This window comes from Aequorivita sp. IT1183 (assembly GCF_058068265.1).
Genome location: NZ_JBYRHS010000004.1, coordinates 242118 through 262441, shown reverse-complemented (window position 1 = coordinate 262441; position 20324 = coordinate 242118). Strand labels below are relative to the sequence as shown.

At 37.5% G+C, this 20324-nt stretch carries 19 protein-coding genes; 4 read left to right on the top strand and 15 right to left on the bottom strand.

Translation table 11 applies throughout. The features are described from left to right. Positions 1-12: 12 nt before the first annotated feature. From ftsA to mraZ, 12 genes are all read right to left on the bottom strand, one after another. Complete coding sequence (gene ftsA / locus AC3RVF_RS09550) at positions 13-1368, bottom strand: cell division protein FtsA (RefSeq protein WP_489691421.1); 1356 nt, start codon at positions 1366-1368, stop codon at positions 13-15. A 4-nt stretch (positions 1369-1372) separates the two neighbouring features. Then, positions 1373-2089, bottom strand: coding sequence for a cell division protein FtsQ/DivIB (locus AC3RVF_RS09545; protein WP_489691420.1), 717 nt, complete (start codon positions 2087-2089; stop codon positions 1373-1375). Then, complete coding sequence (murC, locus tag AC3RVF_RS09540; protein WP_489691419.1) at positions 2079-3434, bottom strand: UDP-N-acetylmuramate--L-alanine ligase; 1356 nt, start codon at positions 3432-3434, stop codon at positions 2079-2081. Before murC ends, AC3RVF_RS09545 begins: the two co-directional genes overlap by 11 nt. A 76-nt stretch (positions 3435-3510) precedes the next feature. After that, entirely contained in the window at positions 3511-4605 is a 1095-nt protein-coding gene (murG, locus tag AC3RVF_RS09535) for an undecaprenyldiphospho-muramoylpentapeptide beta-N-acetylglucosaminyltransferase (RefSeq protein ID WP_489691418.1), read from the bottom strand. Positions 4606-4634: 29 nt separating this feature from the next. Beyond that, positions 4635-5825 carry an FtsW/RodA/SpoVE family cell cycle protein gene (locus AC3RVF_RS09530; protein WP_489691417.1) on the bottom strand — a complete coding sequence of 397 codons (1191 nt, stop codon included), beginning with the start codon at positions 5823-5825 and terminating at the stop codon, positions 4635-4637. 31 nt (positions 5826-5856) lie between these two features. Then, positions 5857-7191, bottom strand: a complete 1335-nt coding sequence (gene murD / locus AC3RVF_RS09525; protein ID WP_489691416.1) for a UDP-N-acetylmuramoyl-L-alanine--D-glutamate ligase — start codon at positions 7189-7191, stop codon at positions 5857-5859. A 4-nt stretch (positions 7192-7195) separates the two neighbouring features. Next, positions 7196-8437 (bottom strand): phospho-N-acetylmuramoyl-pentapeptide-transferase, encoded by a 1242-nt coding sequence (mraY, locus tag AC3RVF_RS09520; protein ID WP_489691415.1) that lies wholly within the window; start codon positions 8435-8437, stop codon positions 7196-7198. A 4-nt stretch (positions 8438-8441) separates the two neighbouring features. Then, the gene (locus AC3RVF_RS09515; protein ID WP_489693273.1) at positions 8442-9905 is read right to left on the bottom strand and encodes a UDP-N-acetylmuramoyl-L-alanyl-D-glutamate--2,6-diaminopimelate ligase; all 1464 of its coding nucleotides are present in this window, start codon (positions 9903-9905) and stop codon (positions 8442-8444) included. After that, the gene (locus AC3RVF_RS09510) at positions 9902-11902 is read right to left on the bottom strand and encodes a penicillin-binding protein (RefSeq protein WP_489693272.1); all 2001 of its coding nucleotides are present in this window, start codon (positions 11900-11902) and stop codon (positions 9902-9904) included. The genes AC3RVF_RS09515 and AC3RVF_RS09510 overlap by 4 nt, the downstream gene beginning before the upstream one ends. Before the next feature lie 60 nt (positions 11903-11962). Beyond that, positions 11963-12283, bottom strand: coding sequence for an FtsL-like putative cell division protein (locus tag AC3RVF_RS09505; RefSeq protein WP_489691412.1), 321 nt, complete (start codon positions 12281-12283; stop codon positions 11963-11965). Between the two features lies 1 nt (position 12284). Continuing rightward, positions 12285-13184, bottom strand: a complete 900-nt coding sequence (rsmH, locus tag AC3RVF_RS09500; protein WP_489693271.1) for a 16S rRNA (cytosine(1402)-N(4))-methyltransferase RsmH — start codon at positions 13182-13184, stop codon at positions 12285-12287. Beyond that, on the bottom strand, positions 13168-13641 hold the full coding sequence (gene mraZ, locus AC3RVF_RS09495) for a division/cell wall cluster transcriptional repressor MraZ (RefSeq protein ID WP_489691410.1): 474 nt from the start codon (positions 13639-13641) through the stop codon (positions 13168-13170). The genes rsmH and mraZ overlap by 17 nt, the downstream gene beginning before the upstream one ends. Positions 13642-13845: 204 nt before the next feature. Between mraZ and AC3RVF_RS09490 the strand changes: the two genes are divergently transcribed. Beyond that, positions 13846-14610 (top strand): alpha/beta fold hydrolase, encoded by a 765-nt coding sequence (locus AC3RVF_RS09490; protein ID WP_489691409.1) that lies wholly within the window; start codon positions 13846-13848, stop codon positions 14608-14610. 61 nt (positions 14611-14671) lie between these two features. Then, positions 14672-15283 carry a ribosome biogenesis GTP-binding protein YihA/YsxC gene (gene yihA / locus AC3RVF_RS09485; protein WP_489693270.1) on the top strand — a complete coding sequence of 204 codons (612 nt, stop codon included), beginning with the start codon at positions 14672-14674 and terminating at the stop codon, positions 15281-15283. Between the two features lie 5 nt (positions 15284-15288). On the opposite strand, the gene gldC is transcribed toward yihA, so the two are convergent. Both gldC and gldB read right to left on the bottom strand, forming a co-directional pair. Continuing rightward, positions 15289-15627 (bottom strand): gliding motility protein GldC, encoded by a 339-nt coding sequence (gene gldC, locus AC3RVF_RS09480; RefSeq protein ID WP_489691407.1) that lies wholly within the window; start codon positions 15625-15627, stop codon positions 15289-15291. Further along, entirely contained in the window at positions 15627-16586 is a 960-nt protein-coding gene (gene gldB / locus AC3RVF_RS09475; protein ID WP_489693269.1) for a gliding motility lipoprotein GldB, read from the bottom strand. The genes gldC and gldB overlap by 1 nt, the downstream gene beginning before the upstream one ends. Before the next feature lie 105 nt (positions 16587-16691). Here gldB and nadE point away from each other — a divergent pair, with 105 nt between their 5' ends. Next, positions 16692-17480, top strand: coding sequence for an NAD(+) synthase (gene nadE / locus AC3RVF_RS09470; RefSeq protein WP_489691405.1), 789 nt, complete (start codon positions 16692-16694; stop codon positions 17478-17480). A 136-nt stretch (positions 17481-17616) separates the two neighbouring features. Next, entirely contained in the window at positions 17617-18249 is a 633-nt protein-coding gene (locus tag AC3RVF_RS09465; RefSeq protein WP_489691404.1) for a response regulator, read from the top strand. 1 nt (position 18250) lies between these two features. On the opposite strand, the gene dnaG is transcribed toward AC3RVF_RS09465, so the two are convergent. Next, positions 18251-20209 carry a DNA primase gene (gene dnaG / locus AC3RVF_RS09460; RefSeq protein WP_489693268.1) on the bottom strand — a complete coding sequence of 653 codons (1959 nt, stop codon included), beginning with the start codon at positions 20207-20209 and terminating at the stop codon, positions 18251-18253. Positions 20210-20324: the final 115 nt, after the last annotated feature.

Below are 20324 nucleotides of genomic sequence, written 5' to 3'. Positions count from 1 at the left end.
CTGAATTCTTTTTTATTCAGCGTTATCTAAAAATTCCTTGAATTTCTCTGCCCATTTATCAAAAAACCGTTTCGATGTTTTTTGTCCTTTGGCATCTTCTATTTCTTCGTCTTCTTCGCTTTCTTCCTTCGTTACAGTTGTGCCTGCTTTCTTTTCTTCTTCAACGTCATCTTCATGTGGAAAACGTTTCATTAATGATGACTTTTCTTTGCTTTCCAAACTGTTAAGCACCAGACCTACTGCGGTTGCATACATTGGGCTGGTAGTTTCAGCATCGCTATCGCCAGCTAAATGCTCATTGGGATAACCAATTCGCGTGTCCATTCCTGTTATGTATTCAACAAGTTGTTTAATATGCTGAAGTTGTGCGCCTCCACCGGTCAATACGATTCCGGCAATTAGTTTCTTTTTTGGATCTTCGTGACCGTAATTTTTAATTTCCATATACACTTGCTCGATAATTTCGATAACACGTGCGTGGATAATTTTTGAGAGATTTTTTAAACTTATTTCTTTTGGCTCTCTACCGCGTAACCCTGGAATAGATACTATTTCGTTGTCTTTGTTTTCACCAGGCCAAGCAGATCCAAATTTTATTTTCAGAAGTTCAGCTTGCTTTTCGATAATAGAACAGCCTTCTTTTATGTCTTCGGTAATAACATTTCCGCCAAAAGGAATTACTGCCGTATGGCGAATAATTCCGTCTTTAAAAATCGCCAAATCTGTAGTTCCGCCTCCTATATCAATTAGGGCTACACCAGCTTCCTTTTCCTCTTGACTTAAAACTGCCTTCGCAGAAGCCAACGGCTCCAAAGTGATTGCAGATAGTTCTAATCCTGCACTTTTTATACATCTCCCAACATTACGGATAGAGGAAACCTGCCCTACAACAACGTGGAAGTTAGCTTCCAAACGCGCGCCGTACATTCCAATTGGCTCCTTTATTTCCGCTTGTCCGTCTACTTTAAAATCCTGTGGTAAAACGTGCAATATTTCTTCACCGGGAAGCATAACCAATTTGTGTACTTGATTGCAAAGTCTGTCAATATCTTCTTCCTTAATTACGTCTTCGCCATTAGGACGGGTTATGTAATCGCTGTGTTGCAGACTTCTTATATGCTGGCCTGCAATACCAACAACCACTTCCTTGATTTTCATTCCAGAAGAAGTCTCTGCATCTTGCACTGCTTGCTGAATAGACTGTATAGTCTGGGTAATGTTATTAACAACGCCGCGATGTACACCAAGGCTTTTTGCTTTACCAATACCCAAAACTTCCATTTTGCCATAATCGTTTTTTCTACCAATCATTGCAACTATTTTGGTAGTTCCGATATCCAATCCTACAGCAATATTATCGTTTTCCATGGCCTTACTTTTTTGTGGCTATTACCTGATTTTCAAAATTCAGATTTACCATTTTGTACCCAACTAGAGTACTGTCTTGTTTTGTTTTTTTATAAAATGCTTTAAAGTTTTGAAACTTTTGTTCTATATTTTCCGGTTGTCCGAAGTGCACTTTAAAATCCATCATTCGAAGCTCCAATTCTACAGTACCATCCGCTTTTCGGTTTATGCCCACTACACTGCTCTTCATAAATTCATCTTCTTCAATTTTAAGCAGCAAAAGAGTAACTTCATTAAAATTATTTTTTGAAGTTCCCGTAATTATGGGCACTCTTGCAGAGTAAACTTTGGACAGCGGCATCTTTGTTCCATCTGCATCTAAGTAATAATCTGGCGAGGCAGACACTCTGCCTATTGGTTTACGTTGCTCAATCTTCGCTCCCAACGCACCATCAACCGTTACATACACTTGAGCATCACGAACCATAGGGTTTTCCCGCAGTCTTTGCTCCATCTTCTTCAAAACTAAAGTTTCTTTACCTATGCTCGTAACCTTAGCATGATTTTGTATCAACAATTTATTAACCGTATCGAAGGTTATAAAAGGGCTGTTTTCATCTATAAATTCGATCTCTAGTTTTGTGATTTTTCTTGCATCATTTCGCTTTTTTGTAAAGCTGAAAAGAAACGCCATGACCACAAGCAACACTATAAATTTTATAATTTCGAGACTACGCTTCATTCTTTAATATTTTGGATAATTTATTCACCTCGGCACCAATGTCTCCGGCACCTACCAACAATTTCACTCTGCATTTTGACTTTAATAAAACTTCTGGCAAAGCAGATTTAAAGACCACTCTTTTATGCGTTGCATTAATTTGATCTAAAAGCCATTCCGAAGTAATTCCTTCAATTGGCTCTTCCCTCGCAGGATAGATATCTAACAATATCACTTCATCAAATTGTGATAAACTTTTTGCAAAACCCTCGGCAAAGTCGCGCGTTCTGCTAAAAAGATGCGGCTGAAAAACAATCTGTTTATGATCATTCGGGTACATTTCGTCCACCGCTTGAAAAAGTGCGTCAAGTTCTGTAGGGTGATGTGCGTAATCGTCTATCAAAACCAAATCTTCAGTTTTAATTTTATACGAAAAACGACGTTTTACACCTTTAAAAGATGCCAACGCTTTGGGCAGACAATCGGTCGGGGAGCCTGCTAAAATTGCCATGCCCAAAGCCATAATGGCATTTGTAAGATTATGATGACCCGGAAGATGAAATACTAAATTATTCATCCTTCCAGTCGGAGTTTTTAAGTCGAATAAATATGCGCCGTTTTCAATTCTAATATTTTGTGCTTCATAATCTGCACTTTCGCCAACTGCAACGGTCATTCCATCCAAAGGAAGATGCTGTTTTATGAAAACATTTTCCTCTTTTTCCACTAATTGTGCAAAAGTTCTAAAGGCATTTTCTATTTCAATAGCATCGCCATAAATATCTAAATGGTCTGCATCCATTGAGGTTACGCAAGCAATATCTGGTCGCAACTGAAGAAACGATCGGTCAAATTCATCTGCTTCAACAACTGTTATTTCGCTTCCTTTGTATATAAAATTCGAATTGTAATTTTCTGCAATCCCACCCAAAAAGGCTGTTACAGGCATATTACATTCCGCCAATAAATGTCCTAATATTGCTGAAGTTGTGGTTTTTCCGTGCGTTCCAGCAACGGCTAAGCAAAGCGTGTTTTTTGAAACTTCACCTAAAAGTTGCGCTCTTTTTAAAATTGAAAACTCTTCGGACAAGAAGTAATTTAAAATCTTATTGCCTTTTGGAATTGCCGGAGTATAAACCACCAAAACATTTTCCTTTAAAATAACTTCGCTTTGAATTTCAGAAATATCGTCAATAAAAGTCACCGAAATTCCTTCGGCAACCAATTCGTCAGTTAAGTCAGTCGGCGTTTTATCGTACCCAAAAACAGCCTTCCCCTGCATTTTGAAATATCGTGCAAGCGCACTCATCCCAATGCCGCCGATACCGACGAAGTAAAAAGTTTGTATGTTATTTAGGTTATTCATTTTTAATTTGTTTTGGGTTTAGAAGTTTAAAATTTAGTGACGAATGTCTGCTAAACTTTTAAATACATAAACCTTCTCAACTTTTACTCAATAATTTTTCAATCTCTTCAACTATATCTTTCGTAGCGTCTGGTTTCGCTAGTTTCTTTATGTTTGCTGATAGCTTTTTCTGCATTTCTTCCGAAGCTATTAACTCTGAAAACACATTTTCAAAAGTTGCATCCAGTTCACTTTCTTTAATTAACACGGCTGCATTTTTTTCTGTAATCGCCTTCGCATTTTTAGTTTGATGATCTTCAGCAACATTTGGCGAAGGAATAAATACAACTGGCTTACCAACCAAACACAACTCTGAAATCGAAAGGGCGCCAGCTCTCGAAATAATAAAATCTGCTGCGGCATATGCCAAATCCATTCTGTTTAAAAACGTATGGACTTGCACCGTTTTGCTGCCTTTGTTTTTATAGGTTTCTTCGTAATATTTTCCGCATTGCCAAATAACTTGAAGGTTATGCTTTTCAAAGAAAGGAAGCGATTTTTCTATTAATTGGTTTATCCGTCGTGCACCCAAACTTCCACCCAAAACCAACAACGTTTTTTTATCACTTTTTAAATTGAAGAAAGCCATTGCTTCTTCTTTTTTTGTGGAAATATCCAGCAGATCTTGTCGCACTGGATTTCCTGTAAGTTTAATTTTTTCGGATGGAAAAAATTTATCCATTCCTTCGTAAGCAACACAAATTTTCTGAACCTTGCCGCTCAACCATTTGTTCGTAATACCAGCGTGACCGTTCTGCTCTTGTATTAGGCATGGAACACCTCGCAAGGCTGCCATTCGCAATAATGGAGCACTTGCAAAACCACCAGTTCCAATTGCAACATCAGGTTTAAATTCTTTTAAAATTTTCAAGGATTTTCGAAAACTGGAAACAAGTTTTAAGGGAAAGGCGAGGTTTTGTAAAGACAAACTGCGTTGCAAACCAGAAATCCAAAAACCTTTAATTTTGTAACCAGCTTGTGGCACTTTTTCCATCTCCATTCTATCCTTTGCACCTACAAATAAAAATTCAGCATCAGGGAAACGGGTTTTTAACTCGTTTGCAATAGCAACTGCAGGGTAAATATGCCCTCCGGTTCCGCCGCCTGATATGATGAATTTTTTAGGTTTCAAAAGTTTTTTATTTTTTGTATTTCGTATTTCTAAATTGTTTCACTTAAAATGTCTAATGGATTTTCCTCTGCTTCTTCTTTCGGTACAACTTCGCGCTTTGCACTAACACTTAAAATCATTCCTAAGGCCAAACACGTCATCCAGATTGATGTTCCACCACTACTTATCAACGGTAAATTTTGTCCCGTTACAGGGAACAATTCCACCGCAACCGCCATATTTATCATTGCTCTAAAAACAATTGGCAAGCCTACTCCAATTACGAGCAACTTCCCAAAAATGGATGTGGATTTATGTGCTACAACTACTATTCTAAATAATAAAAACAGATACAGCACCATTAAAAACATACCGCCCAACAAACCAAATTCTTCTACAATTATTGCATAAATAAAATCTGAAGAAGACTGTGGTAAAAAGTTTTTCTGAACGCTTTTCCCGGGTCCTAAACCAGCAATTCCGCCAGAGGCGATGGCTATTTTCGCTTTTTCAATTTGGTAATCTGCTTCAGTATCTTTATCGTCACTAAAATTTTCAACACGGCTCATCCAAGTATCCACGCGGTTTGGGAACACATCTGGGAAAGCCTTTGCCGTAAGTACAAAAAGTGTCAGAAATATTAAACCAGCGCCAAGGATTATTCCTAAATATTTTAAAGGGTAACCGCCCACAAATACCAGTACTACTATCATTGCAAAAAAGATTGCGGTGGTTGAAAAGTTAGCCGGAAGTATTAGCGCGAGCACAATGAAAACCGGTATCCAAAGCGGTAAAATAGTTTCTTTGAAAGTAACTTCTTTATCTTTTATTCGCGAAAGATATCGCGCCACGTAGGTCATCAATACCACGCCCGCCAAGGTAGAAGTTTGAAAGGTGATACCCACAAAAGGCAGACGTATCCATCGGCTTGCATTGGCGCCATCTATTGTAGTTCCTTCGGCCATTGTAACCATTAACAACAAAATAATCACCGGCATCGCGATGATGGATAGCCCTCGAAAATAGTGATACGGTATTTTATGAACACCATATAATATTCCAAAACCTAATACTAAATGCGAAAAGTGCCGCAACAAATAAGGCATAGTACTTCCATCGCCATATAGATAAGCAAGGTTGCTGCTCGAGCTATAAACCGGCAAAAAGGAAAAGAGCGCCAAAAGCCCCACAACTCCCCAAATTGCTTTATCACCTTGTATGTAATGGAAAATGTTTTTCACGATAATAATTATATTCTACTGTCTTTAAAACTTATAAATTTCTAATTGCATCTTTAAATTGTCTGCCACGATCTTCGTAGTTTTCAAATAAATCAAAACTTGCACAAGCCGGGGAAAGCAGTACTGTATTATTTCGCTCAGCCAATTTGTAAGCCATCTTTACTGCCATTTCCATTGAATTTGCTTCAACGATTGTATCTACAACATTTCCGAAGGCATCAACTATTTTTTGATTATCAACGCCTAGGCAGATAATTGCTTTCACTTTTTCGTTTACCAAAGGCAACAACTCACTGTAATTATTTCCCTTATCAACTCCGCCAACAATCCACACGGTTGGATTTTCCATACTATCCAAAGCATAAAATGTAGCATTTACATTCGTGGCTTTAGAATCATTGATGTACAACACATTGTTTATTTTCAAAACTTTTTCTAATCTATGTTCCACACCTTGAAATCCTTCAAGACTCTCGCGTATGGTTTGTTTTCTGATCCGCAATAGCGTAGCTACTGTAGATGCAGCCATTGCGTTCTTTACATTGTGTTCCCCTTGTAATCCTATTGTTGCGATTGGCATAGTAAATTCTGTATTATTTATTTTTATTATTAATTCGTTGTTTCTTTTGAATGCGCCTTGTTTCAATTCTTTTTTTACTGAAAAAGGCAGCGGTTGCGATTTTATAGGATTTTGTGTAAGCCATTTAATGATTTCCACATCGTCAGCATCATAAATAAAATAGTCTTGCGACGTTTGATTCATTATTATCCGAAATTTTGAAGCGATATAATTTTCGTATTTATAATCATATCTGTCCAAATGATCTGGACTTAAATTGGTTAAAACTGCGATGTGCGGAGCAAAGTTTTCGATGCCGTCAAGTTGAAAACTGCTTAACTCAAGTACGAAATTTTCATACTTATCTTCAGCAACTTGCTCGGCAAAACTTTTTCCTATGTTTCCACCCAAAGCCACATTTAAGCCGCCGTCTTGCAATATTTTGTGCGTCAGGCTGGCAGTGGTAGTTTTTCCGTTACTTCCAGTTATTCCAACAATTGTCGCTTTTGTATATTTTGAAGCGAATTCAATTTCAGAAATAACCTTCACTCCTTTCTCGTGCAATTTTTTGATTATTGGCGCCTTTTCGGGAATTCCCGGGCTTTTCATCACTATATCTGCAGAAAGGATTTTTTCATCGGAATGACCTTCCTCTTCCCATTCAATCTCATTATTTATAAGAACTTGTTTGTACTTGTCTTTTATTTTTCCGAAATCTGATGCAAACACTTCAAACTCCTTCTTTTTACCCAAAAGGGCAGTTCCAACTCCACTCTCTCCGCCGCCAAGAATCACCAGTCGTTCCATTAGCTTATCTAATTTTTAATGTAACAAGCGTAATTATTGCTAAAAATATTCCCACGATTAAAAACCGGGTTACAATTTTGCTTTCGTGAAATCCTTTTATTTGATAGTGATGATGCAATGGCGCCATTCTGAAAACACGTCGCCCTTCACCAAATTTCTTCTTTGTGTATTTAAACCAAGTAACTTGTAAAACCACAGACAGATTCTCCATTAAAAATATTCCGCACAGAATGGGGATTAGCAATTCTTTTCTTACTGCAATGGCTATTACGGCTATAATACCACCAATAGTTAAACTACCCGTATCACCCATAAATACTTGTGCCGGGAAGGCGTTATACCATAAAAACCCAATTAGTGCCCCGACGAATGCCGTGATAAAAATGGTCATCTCGCCTGTATTCGGGATATACATAATGTTTAAGTAATCTGAGAAAATAACGTTACCCGAAACCCAAGCGAAAAACGCAAGTGTAAGCGCAATAATCACGGATGTTCCCGCGGCGAGTCCGTCAATTCCATCGGTAAGATTAGCACCGTTTGAAACTGCTGTAATAATGAAAATGACAATAGGAATAAAAATAAGCCACACATAACTTTGGTAGTTATCGCCAGCCCAACTTATAAGATTGGAATAGTTGAATTCATTCTCCTTTACGAAAGGAATTGTAGTCAACATTGCCTTATCCTTTACATAAAAAGTACTTGTAGATTCCTTTTCAATCACTCGAGCTATTTGAGTTTCCGCTTCAGGATTTTGAACAGTTCTTTCAACTACAATGTCTGGATGCAGATACATTGTAATTCCCACAAAAAGTCCCAAACCTATTTGCCCAATTACTTTAAATTTTCCTGGCAGACCTTTTTTATCGTTTTTGAATTTTTTAATATAATCGTCAATAAAACCAATTGTTCCCATCCAAAGAGTAGTTACAATCAATAGGATTACATAAATATTTTCAAGTTTCGCGAAAAGCAAAACCGGTATAAGTGTGGCCAGAATAATAATAATTCCACCCATTGTTGGGGTTCCAGCTTTTTCGTTTTGACCTTCCAAACCGAGGTCGCGTATAGATTCCCCAACCTGTTTTTTTCGGAGGTATTCAATTATTTTCTTACCATAAACCGAGGCAATAAATAACGAAAGGATAATCGCCGAAATAGCACGGAAGGAAATAAAATTGAACAAGCCTGCGCCTGGTATATCGTATGTTTTATCCAAATATTCAAATAGGTAAAAAAGCATTTGGCTACTTGTTTAGGTTAGTTAGTGTTTGACTTACTATTTTAAAATCATCAAAATCGAAGCGTTCGCCATTAATTTCCTGATAGGTTTCATGACCTTTTCCAGCAATTAAAATAATGTCGTTTTCCTGCGCCATTTGGCAGGCGGCTTTTATAGCTTCTTTTCTATTTGTGATTGAAATTGTTTTTTTATAATGAATTGCAGGCACGCCCGCTTCAACCTGTTCAATAATTTTATCAGGATTTTCAGTTCGGGGATTATCGCTTGTAAAAACTACCTTCGTACTCAAAGAGGCTGCAATACCACCCATTATTGGGCGTTTTTGAGCGTCGCGATCGCCGCCACAACCCACAACGGTAATTACTTCTTCATTGCCGGTGCGAATTTCATTAATGGTTTCCAAGACGTTTTTTAAAGCGTCAGGAGTATGCGCATAATCAACAATGGCGGTTATTTTTTTATCAGAAATTAAATACTGAAATCTGCCATCAACACTTTCTAAAGTACTCATGATTTGAAGTACTTCAAGTTCCTCCAGCCCCAGTAATTGAGCGGCACCGTAAATTGCAAGCAAATTGTAAGCATTAAAACCTCCAATTAATTTTACCCACAAATCTTGATTGTTAATTTTTAGAAATTGACCCGTAAACTGACTTTCCAAAACCTGCGTCTTATAATCAGCGTACGTTTTTAAGGCGTAGGTATATTTCTTCGCTTTTGTATTTTGAAGCATCACCAAGCCGTTTTTGTCATCCACATTTACCAATGCAAAAGCAGCTTTTGGTAAACTGTCAAAAAACGCCTTTTTCACATCGCGGTACTCGGCAAAATCTTTGTGATAATCTAAGTGATCGTGCGAAAGATTAGTAAATATTCCACCAGTGAAACGCAAGCCCTCCGTACGTTTTTGATGAATGCCGTGCGAACTAACTTCCATAAAGCAGAATTCAACCCCAGCATCTACCATTTCGCGCAGATATCTATTAATTGTAAGAGAATCTGGCGTGGTGTGTGTGGCTTTATATTCGGTGTCTCCCACCATTATTTTTACGGTAGAAAGCAATCCAGCTTCAGTTCCGGCTTTTTTGAAAAGTTGGTATAAAAGTGAAGAAACCGTAGTTTTTCCATTAGTACCAGTTATACCTACAAGCTTTAATTCATCTGAAGGATTACCGTAATAATTGGCAGCCATTATCGCTAAAGCGCGATGCGAATCTGTAACCTGCACATAGGTAATTCCGTTTACAATATTTTCGGGTAAAGTTTCGCAAATAATAGCTAATGCCCCTTGATCTGCGGATTTTTTAATGAATTGATGCCCGTCAGAAACAGTTCCTTTTATTGCGATAAACACATCATTCAACGAAACATTTCTCGAATCAAATTCAAGATTGCTTATAGCCACAGAGGTATTACCAACGACGCTTTCGATGGTTACTTTGTACAGTATGTCTTTTAACAATATCACGATAAACTCAAGGTTATTAGTTGTCCTTTTTTCAGTAATTGTCCAGATTTTATTGATTGTGTTGAAACTGTTCCATTACCCACAACTTGTACTCTAAGTCCTAGATTTTCTAATAATGAAACTGCATCCATACCTGCCATTCCAGTTACATTTGGGATGGTTTTGGAAGACTGTTGCAGATTTGTATAGTATTTTTCGAAATCTTGCTCAATCGCTGGATCTGGCTTTTCTATTCCATCTACCTTATCTACATTTCGAGATTCGGTGAATATTTTTTGCGCTACTCTTTTAAAAACTGGTCCGGAAACATCAGCTCCATAAAACCCTTTTTTAATACTTGGTTTATGGATAATTACTATACAGGAGTATTTTGGATTTTCTACGGGAAAGAATCCTGCAAAAGATGAAACATAGCGACGATTGCTCTTCCAATCTGGCATCCAGTATTCAGTTTGGGCGGTTCCTGTTTTTCCTGCCATTGAAAAATCTGGCGAGTAAAGTGATTTACCCGTACCGCGCTTCACAGTATTTTTCATTATTTCCTTGATTTCGTTCAAGGTTTCATCAGAGCAAATCTTAGGATTTATAATCTTGGTGTCGTAAGTAGTAACCTTTTCATTCCAAGCACGTACCTCCTTTATAAAACGCGGTTTCACCATTACTCCATTGTTGGCAATAGCGTTGTAAAAGGTTAAAGTTTGTAATGGAGTAAGCTTTAACCCATAACCGTAAGCCAAAGAAGGTAAAGCATTCTTGCTCCAGTTTTTATCGCCTGGTTGAGGAATCATGGGCTGTCCTTCGCCTTTGATTGCTACACCTGTTTTTTCGTTCAGGTGCCAACTTTTTAATCGATTAATGAATTTAATCGGGTTTTTGGAATAACCTTCGTCAATAATTGTAGCTAAACCAATATTAGAAGAAACTTCCAATGCCCTTGCAGCACTAATTTTTCCAAAGCCACCGCGGTGCGAATCGTTAACTGGTTTTCCGTAGAAAATTTTTCTACCATTTCCGGTATCTACAATACTACTGGTGTCAATCACTTTATCTTCCAAAGCTGCCATCAATGCCATCACTTTAAAAGTTGAACCAGGTTCGTGCGATTCACCAATGGCGTAATTAAGTTTTTCGTAATAAGTACCGTCAGAGGTGCGCCCCAAATTAGAAACGGCTTTTATCTCGCCCGTCGCAACTTCCATAACGATTACCGTTCCGTGCTCAGCTTCATAATACTCCAGTTGCTTTAGTAAAGCGTGGTGCGCAATATCTTGAATGTTCACATTTATAGTTGATACAATATCAAAACCATCCTGCGGCTCAATTTCATTATCGTCAGAAACTGGTTTCCATTGACCTTGGGCTATTTTTTGCTTTAAACGATGCCCTTCCTTACCAGTTAATAAATCGTTGAAAGCACCCTCTAATCCTACTGCGTAATAACCAGGACGATCAAAGGCTTCATCGCCTACCGTACGCTGAGCAATTTTCCCAATGGGATGTTCGCGAACAGTACGCTGCTCCACAATAATTCCTCCTTTATAAGGTCCTTTGCGGAAAAGCGGCATATTTTTCACTTTTATATAATCTGAATAACCCAAATTTCTTGCTACAAGTAAATACCTGTTTTTACCGGCACGGGCTTTTCTGAACATATTTTGATAATAAGAAACAGGCTTCCCAAACATGGCACTAAGACCTTCGGAAAGCGGCAATAAATTTTCTTTGAAATCATCCGAAGTAACTGTAACCGCATCAAAACGGATATCGTATTTTGGCACCGACGTAGCCAATAGACTGCCATCATCGGCATATACATTGCCCCGGTTTGCAGGAATTACGAAGTTTTTAGTGGTATTTTCTTTGGCAAGCGCGCGATATTTTTCGCCGTCAACAAACTGAATGTTCATCAACTTAATGCTAATGGCTAGCGCAAAGAGGAACATACATCCAGCAACGATGTATAAACGGTTTAATATGTTTTTTTCTTCGTAAGCCATTCTTTGTCTTCAGTATTCAGATGCGTGTTGCCTATTTTCTTTATTGTTTTTTTCTTATCCTTAATCTTTCTTTTCAATAATGCGAATTCGCTTTGGTGGATTTGTTGAAGGTTGTAAACCCCGACTCTCCATTGCTGCAATAATTTTGCTCTCCATACGCGCCTGCATCAGTAACATTCTTACATCCACATATTCGCTTTTCAGCTCCTTTACATTTGCATTCAATTTTGAAATTATGTGCACTTTTTTATCAGCGCTATGCGAACTGCCAATCATAACTAAAGCCAAAACGGAAAGAAAAATGATGAAACGCCAGTTTTTTAGCGCATCATCACTTACCAAAAATTTCCCTTTGATTATGTTATAAAAGCCTTCTTTCATATTATATTTTCTTTGCAATGCGAAGCTTGGCACTTCGCGCTCGATTGTTTAGTTTAATTTCTTCTTTGGTAGGAATTATGAATTTTCCCACGGCTTTAAAAGGCACTTCCACTCTACCAAAAACATCCTTCTCCGGCTCGCCTTCAAAGAGCCCACTGCGGATGTAACGTTTCACCAACCTGTCTTCCAGCGAATGATAGCTAATCAAACTAATTCTTCCGCCTGGTTTTAAAACCTCGTTTGTTTGAAGTAAAAATTCTCTTAACGCCTCTAACTCTTGATTAACTTCAATTCTGATTGCCTGATAAATCTGCGCCAGAATTTTATTTTCTTTATATGCCGGCAAAAATCTTCTCAACACTTTTTTAAGCTGCTCGCTAGTTTTTATTTTTTGTTCTGCTCGGGCCTCTACAATTACACGTGCTATTGCAGCAGCATTTCGCAATTCACCATAATTTGAAAGCACATTTCGCAATTGCACTTCTTCATATTTATTGACAATGGTAAATGCCGAAAAATTACTGTCGCGGTTCATTCGCATATCCAAGTCGGCCTCAAAACGGGTTGAGAAACCTCTTTCTGCAACATCAAATTGATGCGAGGAAACGCCGAAATCCCCCAAAATGCCATCAACAGTTCTGTGACCGTGAAATCTTAAAAATTGTTTCAGAAATCGAAAATTCTGATTGATTAACAAAAATCTTGGATCGTCAAGCGCGTTCGCCAAAGCATCTTTATCTTGATCAAAAGCAATGAGTTTTCCGTCTGGGCCCAAGTGTTTTAATATTTCACGAGAATGTCCGCCGCCACCGAAAGTAACATCTACATAAACCCCATCTGGTTTTATGTCTAGGCCTTCAACTGTCCTTTTAAGTAAAACTGGATTATGATATTCCGTCATCTTCGTTGCTTTTGTTTCCCATCACCTCTTCAGCTAAATCTGCAAAATCATCTGCAGCATCATCAATAGCTTGTTCATATTTCTCTTTATCCCAGACTTCTATAATATTTATGGCAGAAGAAAGCACGATTTCTTTACTGATGCCCGCAAAAGAAAGCAGGTCTTTAGGAATCAACAAACGCCCCGTAGCATCGAGCTCAACGGTTTTTACACCTGCGGTGAATCTTCTAATAAAGTCGTTGTTTTTTCTGTTGAAGCGATTTAACTCGCCCATTTTTAACATCAAGGCATCCCATTCTTTCATTGGATAAATTTCCAAACAAGGCTGAAAAACGGCACGTTTTATAATAAAGCCCTCAGGAGCCACTACTGCTAACTGCTTTTTCAGCGGCACAGGCACCATGACGCGTCCTTTTACGTCTGCTTTACATTCGTATGTACCTATTAGATTGAGCATTGTGGAAATTTCCTATTTGCAAATTATAGTTTCAAATATATAGAACTTTTACCACTTTTTACCACAATCTACCACTTTGTTGATAAGTTTTACCACTTTGTAGATAACCCAGATTCTGACTTTCAAAAAACAAAGGCAACGCATATATAGAATCTATGAAATTTTTTTGCTTACTTTTGTGATTCTAAATTGCACCAACTAAGAATGTCAATAAACTTAAAGCGAGAAGGAAAATTTACATATTCAGAAATTGGTGAAGGCACACCGATTGTTATCCTTCACGGACTAATGGGAGGATTAAGCAATTTTGATGGCGTCGCTGATTTTTTTCCACCTAAAGGCTATAAAATCCTTATTCCAGAATTGCCTATTTACAAGATGACTTTGTTGCGCACTAATGTGAAAAATTTCGCAAAATACGTGGCGCAGTTTATAGACCATTTGGGCTATAAAGAAGTGATACTTTTGGGAAATTCATTGGGAGGACACATTGGTCTGCTCTGCACAAAAATGTATCCAGAGAAAGTAAAAGCACTTATAATTACCGGTAGTTCGGGGCTTTACGAAAGCGCTATGGGCGAAAGTTACCCTAAACGTGGGGATTATGAGTATATAAAACAAAAAGCCGAAAATGTATTTTACGATCCTGCTGTTGCCACCAAAGAAATTGTAGACGATGTTTACGAAACCGTAAACGACAGAACTAAATTGATACGCACACTTGCAATTGCAAAGAGCGCAATTAGACATAATATGGCGCAGGATTTGCCAAAAATGCATACCCCAACTTGTATTATTTGGGGGAAAAACGACAATGTAACCCCTCCAGAAGTAGCAGTAGAATTTGATGAGCTTTTACCAAATTCAGACTTGTATTGGATCGATAAATGTGGCCACGCTGCAATGATGGAGCATCCCGATGAGTTTAACGAACTACTTAACGCTTGGCTAATTAAGCGAGGACTTTAGCGGTTTCAGGGTTTTATAAAAAGTAATTTCCCGAATAACTTATAATTCATAATTCAAAAAAATGCATATTAAATCTGCGGAATTTTTAATGAGCAACAGCGAAGTTGCTAAATGTCCGAAAGACCGCTTACCAGAATACGCCTTTATTGGCCGAAGCAACGTTGGGAAATCTTCCCTTATCAATATGTTGATGCAACGTAAAAGCTTGGCAAAAACCTCTGGAAGACCAGGGAAAACGCAGCTTATCAATCATTTTATTATAAATAAAAACTGGTATTTAGTAGATTTACCTGGCTACGGCTATGCCCGTGTTTCAAAAAGTAGTAAAAAAACATTTCAGAAATTTATTACCAATTACTTCGAAAAGCGCGAACAAATGGTACTCGCTTTTGTGTTGATTGACTGCAGACTTGAGCCCCAACCTATAGATTTAGAATTTATACAATGGATGGGTGAAACAGGAATTCCTTTCAACATTATTTTCACAAAAGCAGATAAAGTAAAACCACTAGCTTTAGAACGAAATATAGCAGTATATACTGAAAAAATGCTAGAAACTTGGGAAGATATGCCTCCGTATTTTGTAACCTCTGCTAGTAACTTTATTGGAAGAGATGAAGTTCTAAATTATATTGACAAGCTAAATGCTTCAGTCATAGATTCAGAATTTTAAACTCTTTAATCCCGCTTTAGCTCCAACTTTTCAGCAAAATAATCGCAGAAATCGCGCATAGTGGCGCTCATTTTTTCATCATTAGTTGCACGCTGAAATGTTTCTGCCATGGCGCTCAATGTTTGGTGAAAAAAGATCTTCATTTCATCTACCGGCATATCTTTTGTCCAAAGGTCTATACGTAGCGATTCTTGCTTTTTATTGTCCCAAACTGAAAGCATTACAGCTTTAGTTTCTTCATTTGAAATCCCTCCGTCTTCTGCCGTCCATTTAATTGTTTCGGGGATTTTATTTTCGTCTAGCCCAACGTTTAGTCTTATTTCCGAAGTATGTTTTATTGCCATTATTTCTTTGGTTTGTATTTTGAATTTGTAAATATTTCGTCAGCTTCAGTTGCCATTAATTGCTGAACATCAGTATTATTATTTTGCATGTAGGCACGCACTATTTTCCAGCCTAAATATCTTCCTAACATCCCTGGGGATTCGTTATCTATTTCAAGATAAAATTTCGAAAACGGCGCAGGGCTTACAAAGCGTGCAGCAAGTTTTGGATCTGTACTGTACAACAATTCCTTTTCTATAAAATAACGCCACATATACTCCTCATTCTCCTCTGCCCATTGGAATTCTTCTTCGGTATAACCTATTTTTTCGGCATCCGTCGTATATGGAAGCCATAGTTCTTTTAAATAAAGTTCTTTTCCGAAGAACACAATTTGTCCTAAAAATGATCTTCTATTAGGTACTTTAATATATTGCCTTGCATATCTTTCAGCAACATCGGGACCAATTTGACTAGGCTTCATTTCCTTCGCAATATATTTATCTATCCCTTCATAAAACCGATGCTGGCTTCCCAAATAATTGTCCAATCCTATCACTAGCATACTATCGGCAAGAATTACTTTGTTTCTATAATCAACATCAGATGTTGTGGTAACCACTACAGGTGTTGAAAATTCTGGAAAATAATATTTTATATGTTGAAACAGGGAAACAAGTACTTCCTGCAAAGTGTCTTCATTTGGAAACGCTTTTAGAACCTCGTTCTCCAATTCTTTTTGAAGTGTATCGGTTAACTTTTCAACCCAAATACTATCGTTATATTGTTCTGGAAAAAATGATGGAAACTCTGCTTTCAACTTCGGTAACTCATCCGGCGTTGTAGACCCAAACGCTTTGTCGAAACGGATAATTTCGACATTCATAGGAATTTTTCCTATTTCCTTTTCAACCTTACTTTTGGAATTGCACGAAAAAAGCAGAACCACAAAAAGTACCGACACAAAATATTTTATCATATAAATAATCTTATTGTAGGTTAACGACTTTCCTTTTTATTAATTTTATCTTTAACCACTTTTGCGATGCAAAGGTATTATTATAAAAGATTAAAAACACGGAAAATGCATACCGAAAAAGTTATAGATTATATTGTAAACTGGCTAAAAAACTATGCTGTAAATGCAAAAATGGACGGCTTTGTAGTAGGAATAAGCGGCGGAATAGATTCTGCAGTAACCTCTGCACTATGTGCTAAAACTGGACTGCGCACGCTTTGTGTGGAAATGCCCATACACCAAGCGCCCAACCAAGTAAGCCGCGGACGTGAACATATTAAGTTATTGAAAAAAAAATTTGCGAATGTAGCCAACACAGAAGTTAACCTAACTTCCGTTTTTGAACAATTTAAAACCGAAGTACCACAAACTGCTAATGATAGTTTTCTTGATCTATCTTTAGCCAATAGCCGAGCGCGTTTACGAATGACGACATTGTATTATTTTGCAGGACTGCACCGGTATTTGGTGGCAGGTACGGGAAATAAGATAGAAGATTTTGGTGTAGGCTTTTACACAAAATATGGCGATGGCGGTGTAGATTTAAGCCCGATTGCCGATTTAATGAAAAGTGAAGTATACGAAATTGCAAAGGCATTAAACATACCCGATTCAATAATAAAAGCAGCTCCAACCGATGGACTTTTTGGCGATAGCAGATCTGATGAAGACCAACTGGGTGCAAGTTACGACGAACTGGAATGGGCGATGAATACAATAGCAAATGGCAAACAAAATGATGACTTCACTGATAGACAAAAGGAAGTTTTAACCATTTACACGAGACTTAACAGGGCCAACCAGCATAAAATGGTGCCAATTCCTGTTTGCGAAATTCCTCAAGAATTGAAATAAAATGTTATTTACCGAATAATTTGGCCATTAAACGAAAGGCTACTTTTTCTTACCCTAAAGGTTTTATTCTCTCATAATGTATTGTTAATATTACATAGGAAACTTGCCCTGCTTGTTAATATGAAATTATACAAAGATGAAAAAAGTTGTAATCGCTGACCATCATCCTATGACTAGGGACGGTGTTTCGGTCTTGCTAGAAAGCACAAAAGAATATTCTGTAGTGGGAAATGTATCTCGTGGATCTGAATTATCACAATGTATTGAAAGAGTACGTCCAGATATTTTAATTTTAGAATTAAACATTCCAGAAATCAACGGGTTTCGCACATTGCGAAGCTTACACGAAGAATTTCCTAAAACTCGAATTGCCGTTTTTTCATCGCATCCCGAAGAAATTTATGCACTGCGGTCTATTAAATCGGGAGCCTCTGGTTATATTCCTAAAACCTCTAGTTCTGAAACTATCCTAAATGCTATTAGACGCATTGCTGTTGGCGGAGTATTTTTAAACGACGAACTGGCAGCAGCTTTCAATAACTGTTCGTTAAACGATAACACAATTATTGGTAGATACAAAAAACTTTCAGCTAGAGAAATAGAAGTGCTTAACCTTCTTTCAAATGGCAAACGCAATAAAGACATTGCATCGCTCTTAGAAATCAATGAAAAAACCGTGAGCACCTACAAAACAAGACTCTTAAAAAAATTAAATCTCTCAAATTTGGCTGAATTAATTAACCAAGCCAGAATGTTTCAGTATAATTAATTTAAAGCACGCGATTAAGTTTATTGGAAAGCACTTTTTTAAGGCTTATATAATCTACAATTTCCTGAAGGCCAGAATCATTGTCGGTATTCTTTCCCTCCTTCATCAATTCAGACAATTCATTTATTTTTTGAGAAACCAAGTGACGGCGTAGATTTAGAATAGTTTCACTAACAATTTGGGCAATCGTCTTTTCCTTCTGCTTAACATAAATTTCTTTCCGCTCCCAATCGTGCAACACATAGCGCTCCTCTTCCATTAATATATGGGTGACGGCAGATGCTAGTTCGGGTTTCAAATCATTTATAAAAGTTTCAGCTTTCGCTTCCGGATTTAGGTTAAACCTGTTCACTACTTCAAAATATAAATCTTTGAACTCAGGATTGGTAAACTCAATTTCATCATCCTGCAAATCGAGATATATCTTTTCAAAAACCCGAGATTTGTGAATTTCAGGTTTAAGTGAAATCTCGCCCTTGTCATCTGCTTCAAGTATTAAATCTTCAAAATCTTCCTCAACATTTCCATAAAGCAGCAACAGCTCAATTATTTTTTGCTCCAATTCAAGCTGAACATCTACTTTTTCAAACTTTTTTTCCGCAGGAATAACTTCAAATGGTTCCTGCTGAACATTGGTTTTTTTGGCAGCTTCCTTTTTGTCTTTCTGAAAAATCTGCGCTAGCGTATTAAATAACACTTGTTCCGAAATATCCATAATCCGCGAACATTCCTTAATGTACACTTCACGCTGAATAACATCGGGTATTTTCGCGATGCTATTAACCATATCGTGGATGGTTTCACTTTTTTTAATCGGGTCGTTCTTTGCATCAGTAGCTAACAAAGAAGCTTTGAAAGTGATAAAATCTTTGGCGTTTTCTTCTAAATAGAGCGTGAGTTCTTCCAAAGAATTTTTACGCGAAAAACTATCTGGATCCTCCTCTTCTGGGAAGGTGCAAATTTTCACGTTCATCCCTTGCTCCAAAATCAAATCTATCCCGCGAAGAGAAGCACGAAGCCCCGCAGCGTCACCATCAAAAAGAACGGTAATGTTTTTGGTTAGGCGATTAACTAGCCGAATCTGTTCCGAAGTTAAAGCCGTTCCCGAAGAAGAAACAACGTTGTGAATACCCGTTTGGTGAAACTGGATAACATCTGTATATCCTTCCACCAAATAGCAATTATCCTCTTTGGCGATGCTTTGTTTGGCGTTAAAAATTCCGTAAAGCACTTTACTTTTGTGGTAAATATCGCTTTCGGGAGAGTTTAAATATTTTGCTGCTTTTTTATCTGAAGTTAAAATACGCCCACCGAAACCTAACGTACGACCGCTCATACTTAAAATCGGAAACATTACCCTTCCCTTAAAACGGTCAAACTGCTTTTCTTCTTTTACAATTGAAAGACCCGTTTTCTCAAGAAATTCTAGCTTGTAGCCTTTTTTAATGGCGTGGCTAGTAAAAGCATCCCAAGAATCTGGCGAATAACCCAGTTCAAACTTTTTAATGGTTTCGTCTGTAAAACCTCTTTCTTTGAAATAGGAAAGACCAATGGCTTTGCCTTCTTCGGTTTTTAATAAGGTGCTGTGGAAATAATTTTTCGCGAATTCACTAACTAAATAGAGGCTTTCGCGTTCGTTGGCCTGTTCTTTATCTTCAGAAGTTTGCTCGGTTTCTTCTATTTCAATACCATACTTTTTAGCTAAAAACTTTATGGCTTCTGGATAGGTGAAATGTTCGTGTTCCATTAAAAATGAAACTACATTTCCGCCTTTTCCGCTACTAAAATCTTTCCAAATCTGTTTAACGGGACTCACCATAAAACTCGGCGATCGTTCATCGGTAAATGGGCTGAGACCTTTATAATTGGTTCCAGATTTTTTTAGCTGAACAAAATCACCAATTACCTCCTCTACGCGGGCGGTTTCAAAAACGTTTTCTATTGTGGTTTTGGAGATCAAAGTTGTTGTGAGTGGTTATTGGTTAATAGAATGAAGCTCTCGGTAAAAATAACAATATATAAAAGAGAAACCTACAAGGTTTTGAAAACCTTGCAGGTTTATAAACAAACGAATA

Excerpts from the sequence above, each read along its gene's own strand:
- AC3RVF_RS09490 (WP_489691409.1), top strand. The coding sequence starts at position 13,846 with ATGTCAATAAACTTAAAGCGAGAAGGAAAATTTACATATTCAGAAATT.
- ftsA (WP_489691421.1), bottom strand. The coding sequence starts at position 1,368 with ATGGAAAACGATAATATTGCTGTAGGATTGGATATCGGAACTACCAAA.
- AC3RVF_RS09545 (WP_489691420.1), bottom strand. The coding sequence starts at position 2,089 with ATGAAGCGTAGTCTCGAAATTATAAAATTTATAGTGTTGCTTGTGGTC.
- AC3RVF_RS09505 (WP_489691412.1), bottom strand. The coding sequence starts at position 12,283 with ATGAAAGAAGGCTTTTATAACATAATCAAAGGGAAATTTTTGGTAAGT.
- rsmH (WP_489693271.1), bottom strand. The coding sequence starts at position 13,184 with ATGACGGAATATCATAATCCAGTTTTACTTAAAAGGACAGTTGAAGGC.
- AC3RVF_RS09465 (WP_489691404.1), top strand. The coding sequence starts at position 17,617 with ATGAAAAAAGTTGTAATCGCTGACCATCATCCTATGACTAGGGACGGT.
- murD (WP_489691416.1), bottom strand. The coding sequence starts at position 7,191 with ATGGAACGACTGGTGATTCTTGGCGGCGGAGAGAGTGGAGTTGGAACT.
- yihA (WP_489693270.1), top strand. The coding sequence starts at position 14,672 with ATGCATATTAAATCTGCGGAATTTTTAATGAGCAACAGCGAAGTTGCT.
- gldB (WP_489693269.1), bottom strand. The coding sequence starts at position 16,586 with ATGATAAAATATTTTGTGTCGGTACTTTTTGTGGTTCTGCTTTTTTCG.
- mraY (WP_489691415.1), bottom strand. The coding sequence starts at position 8,437 with ATGCTTTTTTACCTATTTGAATATTTGGATAAAACATACGATATACCA.
- gldC (WP_489691407.1), bottom strand. The coding sequence starts at position 15,627 with ATGGCAATAAAACATACTTCGGAAATAAGACTAAACGTTGGGCTAGAC.
- mraZ (WP_489691410.1), bottom strand. The coding sequence starts at position 13,641 with ATGCTCAATCTAATAGGTACATACGAATGTAAAGCAGACGTAAAAGGA.
- AC3RVF_RS09510 (WP_489693272.1), bottom strand. The coding sequence starts at position 11,902 with ATGGCTTACGAAGAAAAAAACATATTAAACCGTTTATACATCGTTGCT.
- murC (WP_489691419.1), bottom strand. The coding sequence starts at position 3,434 with ATGAATAACCTAAATAACATACAAACTTTTTACTTCGTCGGTATCGGC.
- nadE (WP_489691405.1), top strand. The coding sequence starts at position 16,692 with ATGCATACCGAAAAAGTTATAGATTATATTGTAAACTGGCTAAAAAAC.